13 protein-coding genes and 1 pseudogene are annotated in these 12,460 nt (G+C 35.7%); 5 read left to right on the top strand and 9 right to left on the bottom strand.

Annotation, left to right across the window (positions count from 1 at the left end):
• Window positions 1–17 precede the first annotated feature (17 nt).
• Together EK386_RS11095 and pdhA are read right to left on the bottom strand one after the other, a co-directional pair.
• Window positions 18–995 carry an alpha-ketoacid dehydrogenase subunit beta gene (locus EK386_RS11095; RefSeq protein ID WP_126659238.1) on the bottom strand — a complete coding sequence of 326 codons (978 nt, stop codon included), beginning with the start codon at window positions 993–995 and terminating at the stop codon, window positions 18–20.
• Between the two features lie 3 nt (window positions 996–998).
• Window positions 999–2,111 carry a pyruvate dehydrogenase (acetyl-transferring) E1 component subunit alpha gene (gene pdhA, locus EK386_RS11090; protein ID WP_126659237.1) on the bottom strand — a complete coding sequence of 371 codons (1,113 nt, stop codon included), beginning with the start codon at window positions 2,109–2,111 and terminating at the stop codon, window positions 999–1,001.
• Between the two features lie 394 nt (window positions 2,112–2,505).
• Between pdhA and def the strand changes: the two genes are divergently transcribed.
• The gene (gene def / locus EK386_RS11085) at window positions 2,506–3,063 is read left to right on the top strand and encodes a peptide deformylase (protein ID WP_126659236.1); all 558 of its coding nucleotides are present in this window, start codon (window positions 2,506–2,508) and stop codon (window positions 3,061–3,063) included.
• A 115-nt stretch (window positions 3,064–3,178) separates the two neighbouring features.
• Here def and EK386_RS11080 read toward each other — a convergent pair whose 3' ends face one another.
• Window positions 3,179–3,952, bottom strand: a complete 774-nt coding sequence (locus tag EK386_RS11080; protein WP_126659235.1) for a Cof-type HAD-IIB family hydrolase — start codon at window positions 3,950–3,952, stop codon at window positions 3,179–3,181.
• A gap of 308 nt (window positions 3,953–4,260) precedes the next feature.
• On the opposite strand from EK386_RS11080, the gene EK386_RS11075 reads away from it, so the two are divergent.
• Entirely contained in the window at window positions 4,261–4,470 is a 210-nt protein-coding gene (locus tag EK386_RS11075) for a DNA-dependent RNA polymerase subunit epsilon (RefSeq protein ID WP_126659234.1), read from the top strand.
• Between the two features lie 6 nt (window positions 4,471–4,476).
• A complete protein-coding gene (gene rnjA / locus EK386_RS11070) occupies window positions 4,477–6,144 on the top strand; it encodes a ribonuclease J1 (protein ID WP_126659233.1) in 1,668 nt (555 codons plus the stop codon).
• Between the two features lie 353 nt (window positions 6,145–6,497).
• Here rnjA and EK386_RS11065 read toward each other — a convergent pair whose 3' ends face one another.
• Window positions 6,498–7,538 (bottom strand): DUF4179 domain-containing protein, encoded by a 1,041-nt coding sequence (locus tag EK386_RS11065; RefSeq protein WP_126659232.1) that lies wholly within the window; start codon window positions 7,536–7,538, stop codon window positions 6,498–6,500.
• 2 nt (window positions 7,539–7,540) lie between these two features.
• Window positions 7,541–8,089 carry an RNA polymerase sigma factor gene (locus tag EK386_RS11060; protein ID WP_126659231.1) on the bottom strand — a complete coding sequence of 183 codons (549 nt, stop codon included), beginning with the start codon at window positions 8,087–8,089 and terminating at the stop codon, window positions 7,541–7,543.
• Window positions 8,090–8,320: 231 nt separating this feature from the next.
• Between EK386_RS11060 and EK386_RS20445 the strand changes: the two are divergent.
• Window positions 8,321–8,509: pseudogene (locus EK386_RS20445) on the top strand (VOC family protein); the annotation flags it as partial.
• Window positions 8,510–8,812: 303 nt separating this feature from the next.
• On the opposite strand, the gene EK386_RS11050 reads toward EK386_RS20445, so the two are convergent.
• The 4 genes from EK386_RS11050 to EK386_RS11035 all read right to left on the bottom strand — a co-directional run bounded on the left by EK386_RS11050 (window position 8,813) and on the right by EK386_RS11035 (window position 11,585).
• Complete coding sequence (locus EK386_RS11050) at window positions 8,813–9,472, bottom strand: potassium channel family protein (protein WP_126659230.1); 660 nt, start codon at window positions 9,470–9,472, stop codon at window positions 8,813–8,815.
• An 80-nt stretch (window positions 9,473–9,552) separates the two neighbouring features.
• Window positions 9,553–10,323: a class I SAM-dependent methyltransferase gene (locus EK386_RS11045; RefSeq protein WP_246027649.1), complete on the bottom strand. Its 771-nt coding sequence runs from the start codon at window positions 10,321–10,323 to the stop codon at window positions 9,553–9,555.
• 188 nt (window positions 10,324–10,511) lie between these two features.
• The gene (locus EK386_RS11040) at window positions 10,512–10,970 is read right to left on the bottom strand and encodes a TlpA family protein disulfide reductase (RefSeq protein ID WP_126659228.1); all 459 of its coding nucleotides are present in this window, start codon (window positions 10,968–10,970) and stop codon (window positions 10,512–10,514) included.
• 72 nt (window positions 10,971–11,042) lie between these two features.
• Window positions 11,043–11,585, bottom strand: coding sequence for a peroxiredoxin (locus EK386_RS11035; RefSeq protein WP_126659227.1), 543 nt, complete (start codon window positions 11,583–11,585; stop codon window positions 11,043–11,045).
• A gap of 325 nt (window positions 11,586–11,910) precedes the next feature.
• Between EK386_RS11035 and EK386_RS11030 the strand changes: the two genes are divergently transcribed.
• Complete coding sequence (locus tag EK386_RS11030) at window positions 11,911–12,453, top strand: helix-turn-helix domain-containing protein (RefSeq protein WP_126659226.1); 543 nt, start codon at window positions 11,911–11,913, stop codon at window positions 12,451–12,453.
• The last annotated feature ends 7 nt before the right edge of the window (window positions 12,454–12,460 follow it).

Below are 12,460 nucleotides of genomic sequence, written 5' to 3'. Positions count from 1 at the left end.
TTTCCTTTATGCAACTATTAGAATGTTAATACTTTTTTCGCAGTCTCGATTATATCTTTAAAGTTTGGTAACCAAATATTTTCAGCTTGTGGGAATGGATAAATTGTATCTGGCGCTGCTACGCGTAATACAGGAGCTTCCAAACTTAAAATTGCACGTTCAGTAATTTCTGATACTACATTTGCTGCAATACCTGCTTGTTTTTGTGCTTCTTGAACAACGATTGCACGGTTTGTTTTTTCAACAGAAGCAATAATTGTCTCAATATCTAATGGTTGAATTGTACGTAAGTCAACTACTTCAACTGAGTATCCTTCTTTTTCAAGTTCTTCAGCTGCTTTTAAGCTTTCATGAACCATTAAGCCATAAGCAAAAATTGATAAGTCTGTACCTTCACGCTTTACATCCGCTTTTCCAATAGGAACTGTATATGATTCTTCAGGAACTTCTTCACGGAATGAACGGTATAATTTTAAATGCTCTAAAAATACAACTGGATCATTGTCGCGAATCGATGAAATTAATAAACCTTTTGCATCGTAAGGAGTTGATGGAATAACCACTTTTAAACCTGGTTGTTGTGCCATTAATCCTTCTAAACTATCTGAGTGCATTTCAGGTGTATGAACGCCTCCACCGAATGGAGAACGAATTGTTACAGGCATACTAAATGTATTTCCAGTGCGGTAACGATAACGCGCTAATTGTCCGCTAATTGAATCCATTACTTCAAAAACGAAACCGAAAAATTGAATCTCTGGTACGGGACGGAAACCAGTTAGACATAACCCTACTGCTAAACCACCGATTCCAGATTCTGCAAGAGGAGTATCGAATACCCGATCTTCACCAAATTCTTTTTGAAGGCCTTCTGTCGCACGGAAAACCCCACCGTTTACACCAACGTCTTCACCGAATACTAAAACATTATTATCATTTTTTAGTTCGCATCGAAGCGCATCAGTAATTGCTTGAATCATCGTCATTTGTGCCATAGGTTATTTCGACTCCTTTGCTTTGTAGATTTCATATTGCTCTTGTAAGTTGTAAGGCATTTCTTCATACATATTTGAAATTAAGTCTGTTACTTTTTGTTTTGGTGTTTCGTCTGCTTTTTTGATCGCTTCTTTAATTTCTTCTTTTGCACGTTCGATTACTTCTGTTTCTTTTTGTTCATTCCATAAGCCTCTTCCTTCTAAGTAAATACGGAAACGAACGATTGGGTCTTTTGCTGCCCATTCATTGTCAATATCAGAAGTACGGTAACGAGTTGGGTCATCACCAGACATTGTATGTGGACCATAACGATAACACATTGTTTCTATTAATGAAGGACCTTCTCCACGAACTGCACGGTCACGAGCATCTTTTGTCGCTACGTAAACTGCTAACGGATCCATACCATCTACTAATACACTCGGAATACCTGCTGCAATCCCTTTTTGAGCAATTGTTTTTGCTGCCGTTTGTACTTCACGTGGCGTTGAAATAGCGAACTGGTTATTTTGTACGATAAAGATTGCCGGTGTTTTTTGTGCTCCAGCAAAGTTAATTCCTTCGTAGAAATCACCTTGAGAAGAACCGCCATCACCTGTATACGTAATGGCTACTGTATTTGAACCGCGTTTTTTAAGGCCTAGTGCAACTCCAGCAGTTTGTACATATTGCGCACCGATAATAATTTGTGGTGGGACAACATTAACGCCTTTTGGAATTTGATTTCCAACGAAATGACCACGGCTAAATAGGAACGCTTTCCATAATGGAAGTCCGTGCCATACAATTTGTGGTACATCACGATAACCTGGTAAAATCCAGTCTTCTTTTTCTAAAGCAAAGTGAGAAGCTAATTGCGACGCTTCTTGTCCGGCAGTTGGTGCATAGAAACCTAATCTACCTTGACGATTTAATGAAATAGAACGTTGATCTAAAATACGTGTGTAAACCATACGTGTCATTAACTCTACTAACTCTTCATCAGATAAGTTTGGAACTGCATCCTTGTTCACAACTTCCCCTTGTTCATTTAGAATTTGGAACATTTCAAACTTATTTTCGATTTCTTGTAAAGTTGCAGCTGGATTAAATAATGTTGATTTCTTTGCTCCCATATAGCACCTCTCCTTAAGTTCTGTATTAAAAAAAATTCGAAAATCACTAGTACAATATATTGATAAATTGAGTATATAAAAATAAATCCAATCGGTCAATCATTGATTTCTGTTTATTTTACACTTTTTTTCTTACCACTAGAAATCTATAATGTTAAAACTGTTATATATTAATAACAAAACTGTATTATAACAATAACTTGTAAAATTAGTATTCTTTTGTTTTACTTACATAATATTTACTTTGCATCACTCTACTCTAATTAACATAAATACATCAATCAAAACCTACAACAGAGAAAAAATTTTGTCCCATAGTGCATTTTAAATAACAGGCAAGATTAATTTTAGGTATACTTTATATACATAGTTGTAACTGAAAGGAAGTTTAAAAATGATTTTAATGGAAGATATTATTCGTGAAGGTCATCCTACATTACGAACACGTGCACAGGAGATTCCGTTTCCTTTAACGGAGGAGGACCAAAAACTTGCATCGGATATGTTAGAGTATTTAATCAATAGTCAAAACCCAGAAGTAGCACAAAAATACGGATTACGTTCAGGCATTGGATTAGCTGCTAATCAAGTAAATTCATTAAAAAGAATGTTTGCTCTACACTTAGAAAATGACAATGGAGAATTATTAAGCTTTGTTGCCATTAATCCAAAAATCGTCAGTCATTCTGTAGAGAAAACATATATTCCTACTGGTGAAGGCTGTTTGTCCGTTGATCGTCAAGTACCTGGGTATGTACCGCGCTATGCGAGAATTACTGCAAAGTTCTTTACAATCGATGGAGAAGAAAAAAAATTACGATTAAAAGGCTTACCTGCCATTGCATTTCAACATGAATTAGACCATTTAAATGGCATCATGTTTTATGATCATATCAATAAAGAAAATCCATTTGCCCCTGTACCAAACTCGCTACCACTAGACGGTGAATAAATAAGAAAAGCAAAAGGAGGTGCCCAAATTAAATGGCACCTCCTTCATTATTTACAAAATGTTTAAATGTTAGTCCAACAATCGCTTACTGTTTCGCATATTCTATAGTAAGGAATTAGATAATGTTTAATTCTTTCATAATTTTAGCTAACCCATCTTCATCCACATGACCAGCAATGACATCTGCCACTTCTTTCGCCTTTTCGTGACCATTTCCCATCGCAACACCCGTACCTACTGCTTGCAACATTTCAATATCATTTAACCCATCACCAAATGCAAAAGTATTTTCAATCGGGATGTTCATCTTCTGTAATAATTTTTGAATCCCCCGCGCCTTGGAACCTTCTTTTGGGAGAATATCGCAAGAAAATGGATGCCAACGCACAAATTTCACATCAGCAAAGGTCTCACTGTATAAAGCTTCATCCTTCTCTTCCATAAAAATCAGCGTTTGATAAACAGCATTTTCTCTATAAAATAATGGATTAATCGTTGGATATGGGTATTTTAAAGTAGTTAAACTTTTTTGTATAAAATCATCCTCCTCAACTGAAGCAATCATCTTCTGATCATCAATAAAAACAACCGGATGATTTCGTTTATGACCAAATTCAATAATTTCCGATAAATAATTTTGATCCACACTATCTGTAAATACAACTTCCCCCTTATACACGACATATTGTCCGTTAAACGTTACATATGTATCGATCTCTAATTCTTCTAAAATTGATTGAATCATAAAAGGAGCTCTACCTGTTGCAATAGCAATTTCGTAACCATTTAATCGTGCTTGTTTCAGTGCTTCTTTTGCTCGGGGTGGAATTTTTTTCTCACTGTTATATAATGTGCCATCTACATCAAAAAATAAAATCGAGTTTTTCATCCCTTCTCTTCCTTTCTACGCATATTTACATGTAAATGGAAAACACTTTACATATAGACAAATAGTTAGTATATTTTTATTAAGGAGTGATGTGCCATGTTAAAACGACTCAAAAAGAGAATTTTGAAACGATTAAATGGCATCCTCAGAAAAAAATCAATTGCTTAAGCCCTTCAAATTGGAGGGCTTTTCTTTATTTTAAAGGACTTGCATGATAAGATAAAGGAAATGCATCATATTGAATAGTTTCACATTAAGTGGAAAAATTATGATTGCACGATAATGTACGTAATTAAAGGAGAGAAATCATGATTTACAAAGTTTATTATCAAGAAAATGCTAATGAAGTACCAGTTCGCGAAAATACGAAAAGTCTTTATTTAGAAGCATCTTCTGAAAGAGAAGTCCGCCAATATCTTAAAGACAGAAACCTTAATATTGAATATATTCAATTACTTGAGGGTAACTATTTAGAATACGAAAAAAACAGCCCGAACTTCCGTTTGGAGAATGCATAAGCGAATATGAAGTTCGTTAAAAATGATCAAGCAGCTGTTTTCGCACTTGGCGGACTAGGCGAAATCGGTAAAAACACATACGCAGTTCAATTCCAGGATGAAATTATTGTCATTGATGCTGGAATTAAATTTCCGGAAGACGACCTATTAGGGATCGATTATGTAATTCCGGATTACACATATTTAGTACGAAATGCAGACAAAATTAAAGGTTTATTTATTACGCACGGACATGAAGACCATATTGGTGGGATTCCATATCTTCTGCGACAAGTAAATATCCCAGTATATGGCGGGAAACTTGCTCTTGGATTATTAAGAAATAAGCTGGATGAACATGGCTTATTGCGCACAACAAAATTAATCGAAATCCAAGAAGATGACGTGATTAAATTCAGAAAAACGTCCGTTAGTTTCTTCCGTACAACCCATAGTATTCCAGATGCTTATGGAATAGTTGTAAAAACTCCTCCTGGTAATATCGTACATACAGGAGACTTTAAATTTGATTTTACTCCTGTGGGTGAACCAGCGAATTTAACAAAGATGGCAGAAATCGGCCGAGACGGTGTTCTTTGTTTGTTATCGGACAGTACAAATTCTGAAGTACCAAACTTTACAATGTCTGAACGTAAAGTTGGTGAAAGCATCCATGATATTTTACGGAAAGTAGAAGGTCGTATTATTTTTGCTACATTCGCATCCAATATTCACCGACTACAACAAGTAACAGATGCAGCTGCACAACACGGTAGAAAAATTGCTGTGTTTGGCCGTTCAATGGACAATGCCATTTCAATCGGACGAGAATTAGGCTACATTACTGCACCGAAAGAAACATTTGTTGATGCACAAACAATTAATCGTCTTCCAGCAAATGAAGTCATGATTTTATGTACAGGCTCTCAAGGTGAACCAATGGCAGCCCTATCACGTATTGCAAACGGAACTCACCGTCAAATTCAAATTCAACCAGGCGATACAGTTGTATTTTCATCTTCCCCAATCCCTGGAAATACAATGAGCGTTAATAAAATTATTAACCTATTGTTCCGTGCAGGTGCAGAAGTAATCTCTGGTTCATTAAATAATATTCATACATCGGGTCACGGCTCACAAGAAGAACAAAAGTTAATGCTTCGACTGATTAAACCAAAATTCTTCATGCCAATTCATGGTGAATACCGTATGTTAAAAATGCATACGAATCTTGCCGTTGATTGTGATGTATTACCAGAAAATACATTTGTTATGGAAAATGGCGACGTATTAGCTTTAAGTCCTAACGAAGCACATGTTGCCGGGCGAATTCCTTCTGGCGATGTATACATTGATGGTAGTGGAATTGGCGACATAGGCAATATCGTTCTACGCGACAGACGCATTCTCTCTGAAGAAGGGCTTGTCATTGTAGTGGTGAGTGTCGATATGAAGAAGCAAAAGCTAGTAGCGGGGCCAGACATTATTTCACGAGGCTTTGTCTATATGCGTGAATCAGGAACGTTAATTAATGAAGCACAAAAAGTGTTAAACGTTCATTTAAATAATATGATTCAAGAAAAGTCTACACAATGGACTGAATTGAAAAATGAAATTACTGATGTTTTAGGTCCATATTTATTTGAAAAAACAAAACGTCGCCCAATGATTCTTCCGATTATTATGGAAGTATAATAAGACGGCGAGTTAAGAACCACCTCCGAAATTCATTGGAGGTGGTTCTTTTATTGTAGAGAAACTATAAAATTGTATACAAAACTACTTTTATTTACTCTATATTAGTCAAATTGAACAGAATATTAGCCAAATCCGACTAATTATTAGTCAAATTCATCTAAATTTTAGCCAAACTTCGCCCGATAATAGAATTTCATTACTAGTTCCCTTTGGATCTCTGAAATTCACAAAAAAAGAGGTAAAGAAAACGAATCGCTTTCTTCACCTTCTTAATATACATCTATGAAATGCGCTAAATATTCTGATAGTAAAACCAAAGAAAAACGGACAAATTGATCGCTTCTTTGCTATTAAAATTGGAAATCCTGCTTTTTTTTATCGGTGATGTGAAGCTCATATGTTTCTTCCCCAATGATTGAATTCCTCACCTCTTCACTAGATAAGAAAGATTGAATTTCCTTTTTAATTTTAACGACCGTCTCTTTAGCGAATGAATCGTTTTGATTCATGCTCGTATAGATGAAAATTTTCATCTTTTGATTTTTATAGCTGAATCCGTAGTTAGTCACTTTAAATTCCTTTTTAGAAGCGAGTCCTTCACCGATACTACTAAGATAATTCATCCATTGGTTTTGGCGTGCCGAAACCTCGGTGTCAATAATGTCAAGTTTCACAGATTTGTTGATTCCGTTCATTTTAGCAATTTCAAATGTATCCGCTTTGATTTCTTCCACCCGCATTTCCGTTGCAGGGATACGAATTTCTATTTCCGAATCGAATGGGTTCGCTCCAATAATGTCATAACCTTTCAACTTCAGTTCCTTTTCAAGGATGCTAGCTAGTTCTGTCATTTTCTTCTCTTCTTCCGTAAGAGGTATATATTCTGACCTATTGGCTTTAACTGTGATTTTATAGTTGTCATAACCGCGACTTTCTAGGATACTCTCGACGATTGAAGTGATATTCTCTCTTTCACGATTCACTTCTTCAGTCGCTCCCTTAATACGGACCTCATAATTTACCACGTCACCAGGAGTTTCGGTGATACCGATATCCTGATAGTTTTCATTTAGAAGTCTTTCGTACATCACTTGGGTAGCCGGCTTTTGCTTAAATACTTGTCCGAGGTACGGTATCTTGGATGCCATTTCCGCCATGGACGGGTTGAGAAAGGCACTTCCAGTTAAGATTCCGATTCCGACGATAGCCGCACTGATAAATTTGAAGTTCCTCTTTTTCTTCTTTTTAGCGTTGTTCGTTACCTTAACAGACATAGCCATTTTCATATTTTCTTCCTTAATATTTTCTGCGAAAGTGTATAGAGACAATGGAGCCTTGATTTGTTCCATATCTTTTTCGATGCCCTTTTTCAACAAATTATCAACTTTCATAGTTAGTTCACCCCCATAGCTAGATTTTTCATTAATCTTTCCTTTAGAGCAATCCGTGCCCGCCTCAGATGGCTTTTCACTGTAGATGGGTTGAGACAGAGCATTTCAGCTACTTCTTGTACGGTATGTTCCTGATAATAATAGAGGAGGAGGACGTTCCGATAGTCACTGTTTTCGAGGCTATGTATACTCATTTCAATTTCAGACCTCGTTTCGTTTATAATCGCTTCATCCATGGCTCCTGAGGTATGTCCATGATGTTTGGTTTCGAGCTCACTTTCCTTCAGTCTTCCGATTTTCCTCATCATATCAATCGAACGATGAGAAACGAGGCGACTAAACCAGGTGGGGAAAAATTGGATTCCCTTTCCATCTTTTATATACCGGTACGCTTCTAACATACTGTTCTGGACAACTTCCTCAGCAAGTTCCTTCGATCCGAGAAGACTGTAACTTGTCCGATATGCCCTTTCGATATGAGGGTGAACAAGTTCAGCAAACGCCTCGTCTTCTCCTTTTCGTATCCTTTTCATAATGTCATTAAGTTCCAATGTAGGAACACCTCCTTGCTTCTTTTTGTACTTAATAGGCGATAATGATCGCAAAAAGGATGCAAAAGTTGGGGGAAATAATTATAAAATCCAATAAAATTTATATTATTATTCCCTCAACGATTCATTTTGGATAGTATCCCTTTTAGTTAGTGGACTCCCATTAACTAAAAGAGTCATAATTAGATACGTCAAATTGAGTAATACTAATATTATTTTACTGGAGGAATAAGCCCAACTGAATTTACAATTGGTCATAATGTTGGAAGTAAAGAAGAGGTCAATGGGGGTAACGGAACAGGCAAAGAGGGCCGGTGCAATAACTATAGTTCCAGTACAGGATACCTTTTGGGAGGATACTGTGGATACTTCCAAGACCCAGACGAACATTTGTGGGAAATAGCTTGGAATCCGGCTTAGGAAGTTACAGAATACCCTAAATATATGTCATTGAAGTAACGAGAGCTTTAGCAAAAGTAAAGAAAGGGGCGTCCGAAGTGATTTTCGAACGCCCCCTTGCGACGAGGATAGTGGCAATTTATTGTTACTACCGCAGGAGCACAAATTTTCAGCAAAATTATATCATTAGAAGCATAGCTATCCAGAAAGTGTAATACTTTCTGGATAGCCCCTCCCCTTCTAATATCTGCCTATACCAACAACAAAAATGAATAACCTTGAGAAACTCACCTACTTATTGTTACATTGAGATTTCTCTATTTATTAGCTCATCGCCTTTTTAACAAATCGATTAATATCCACATCTGCACCAATCACTAATAAAATATCGCCTAACAAAATTTTATCTTCTGCAGCTGGAGAAATTATAATACTTTCTCCTCGTTTAATGCCGACAATGTTGATTCCATATTTCGCACGAATATCTAAATCAATCAGAGAATAGCCTGCGATTCGATCATTCGCTTTAATCTCCATAATGGAATGTTCATCCGAAAGTTCTAAGTAATCCAGCACGTTATTCGACATCATATTATTTGCAATTCGAATGCCCATATCACGCTCTGGATGAACAACATTATCGGCCCCAATTTTTCGTAATACTTTTGCATGATAATCGTTTTGTGCCTTGACCGTAATTTGTTGAACCCCTAATTCTTTTAATATGATCGTTGTTAAGATACTTGCTTGGATATTCTCGCCAATTGCAACAATCACATGTTCAAAATTTCGTATGCCAAGCGTTTTAATCACTTCTTCATCTGAAGTATCTGCAATCACAGCTTGTGTTGCAATTTTTGCAAACTCATCGACACGTTCTGTTGAAGAATCGATTGCTAATACATCCGCACCTAGTCGAACAAGCTCCCTAACAATACTTCCTCCAAATCTCCCAAGACCAATTACTACAAATTCCTTTTTCATAATATCCTCCGCACCAAACTATTTGGTACTATTTTAACGTACTCATTATGTTTGTACAAACTTTGATTATTTGGCCTCTTTTACTCTTTTATACCAATTACTCTAATTCTTTTATAATCCGCTTCCCAGCCACTATCTTTATACAGGATTGGTTTTAAAGCATTTTCTACATTCGTTATGATTTGATTTTTCATCTCTTCATCAATTCCTTTTAACAAATCCATTCCAAACATCGTTATCCAATTTTTCAATCCATCTTCTCCTTCTAATGGTGTTGGGCGATCAATATGCTGCGCGAAAATAACACGAAATCCTGCTTTCTCCATTAACGTTGTATATTCAGCAATACTTGGATAAAACCAAGGGAATCTTTCTTCCTCAAATTCAAAGCCTGTTTGTTGCATTTGCTGAACTATTTCATTGGTAATGATGGCCACATTCCCTTTCCCACCAAATTCAGCAACAAATCGTCCACCTCTTTTTAAACCTTTGTAGATACTTGCTAGAGCCTTACTCGGATTTTTTACCCAATGTAAAGTGGCATTTGAGAAAACGGCGTCGAACTGTCGATCATAATCAATTTCTGTTGCATCTTCTACTTTAAATGGGATGTGGGGATATTTTTCTTTTGCAGCAGAAACCATATTTTCCGATTTATCAATTCCTAAAATATGAACGCCTTTATTAAATAATTGATTTGCTATATCTCCTGTCCCACAACCAAGGTCTAAAATTTCTTCGCCTACTGATGCGTTTAATAACTCAACAATATTACTTCCGAATTTCGATACAAATGAATGACTTTGGTCGTATAATGCAGCATTCCACTGATCCTTTACTTTATTGGACATTACTACCATCTCCTTGGTTTGGAATTTATTGTTAAATCTATCCTCATTATATCGATGTATTGTTAATAAAAATATTTGATAATTTTAATAGTTGTTATAACTTTTATTTATAAGCTTACTTTGTGCATTGATTTATTTAGACAAAATAAAAACGCGAGGGTAACAAAACCCCTCACGTTCTTATTGCATTATTGTTGTTCGTTACGAACTTCGTCTAATACACGGTTAACACGTTTTTCTAACATTTTCATTCCGCTGCCACCAGCTTGGAAATGACGTAATACGCCTGATTTATCGAATACATAATAAGCTGGTACGTATTGATTTTCAAATGCATCTGTCAATTTCATGTCGTTATCTACAAAGATCGGTTGAAAAATATCAAATTGAGCTGCTACTTTTTCAATTTGGTCTAAGTCTGTATCTTCTTCAGAGCGTGGCATATGAACCGCGATTACATTTAGCTCTTCTTTGTATTGGTCACGGAAGTTGTTTACATCTGGCATTGCCTCTTTACATAAATGGCAACTAACAGACCAAAAGTGAATTAATGTTGGTTTTTCGCCGACTAAATCTTGTTTTGATACTTGACCATTTAACCACTTTGTTGCGCCTTCTAATTCAGGCATCGGTGAACGTAATTTCATTTTATTTCCTCCTTGATAAGTAAAAATCCCCACTGCTATTTGTGGGGATTTACTTTTCTAATAACGTTAATATTAAAGAGTTGCTTGACCTGGGCGCCAGTTCGCTGGGCATAATCCACCAGTTTGAAGCGCTTGAAGTACACGTAATGTTTCATCTACATCACGGCCAATGTTGTTGTGGAATACAGTTTGGTACTGTAATTCGCCTTCTGGGTTGATGATGAATAATCCACGAAGAGCAATACCTTCTTCTTCAATTAATACACCATATTCTTTTGATACAGTGTGGTTTGTATCTGCAGCTAATGGGTATTTTAATTGACCTAAACCATTTTTAGTACGCTCTGTGTTAATCCATGCTAAGTGCGTGTGGATTGTATCAGTTGAAACCCCGATAACTTCAGCATCTAAATCTTCAAATTCATCATAACGATCAGACATTGCTGTAATTTCTGTTGGACATACAAAAGTGAAGTCCATTGGATAGAAGAATAAAACTGTCCATTTATCATTTTTCATGTTTTCTTCTAAAGATACTTTACCGAAAGATTTATCAGCTAATACTGCTTCCATTTCAAAGCTAGGTGCTTGTTTCCCTACCATACGTTCTGCCATATTTATCTCTCCTTCATTTCGTTTCATTATTCCATCATTTTAGATGTTTCTACAACTTTACGATAACAAACGACAAAATTTTTTTCAATAATTTGGTCTCATTCTTAAATTATAACTTTTATAATCGACAAAAAATTGTCAAATTTATTTATTGGTTTTTTCTTATTTATTTATACGTTTTACAATGAAAAATGTTTTTTTAACATTTTTATTGCTTTCTTTAAAGACTTCAGTATAATGGTATCGTCAATTGTAAACATAAAGTTTCGTTAAAGTAAACTTATATACTTAAAGTTTATATATAGTAAACTAAAGGAGACCATACATGCAAATTGGAGCAAAAATTAAAGCATTACGTATTAAAAAGGGATTAACACAAGAAGAATTAGGCGAAAGAACAGATTTAACAAAAGGGTACATTTCTCAATTAGAACGAGATTTAAACTCCCCTTCGATCGAAACACTATTTTCTATATTGGAAGTACTCGGTACAAAACCAAAAGATTTCTTTGATGATTCTTTAGAAGATCAACAAGTTGTCTACAACGAGGATGATCAAACCATTCATTTTGATGATGAAAAAAAATATCGATTGCAATGGTTAATTCCTACTTCAAATGAAAAAGAAATGGAGCCTGTCATTATAACACTTGAAGAAGGTGGCGAGTATAAACAATTTGAGCCTTCCGTTGCGGAAACTTTTATTTATGTACTAGAAGGAAGAATTCGTGTCGTTTTAGGAAATCAAGAATATATCGCAATTAAAGGCAATTCCGTTTATTACGAAGCAAGTCATAACCATCAAATTTATAATGCCAATGATGGTGTAACGAGGGTGTTGTTAGTCGCAACAGAATCTTATTTATAATTAGGAG

Origin of the sequence: Lysinibacillus antri, from assembly GCF_003977595.1 — a bacterium.
GTDB lineage: Bacteria > Bacillota > Bacilli > Bacillales_A > Planococcaceae > Ureibacillus > Ureibacillus antri.
This window is presented reverse-complemented; position numbering and strand designations above follow the sequence as displayed.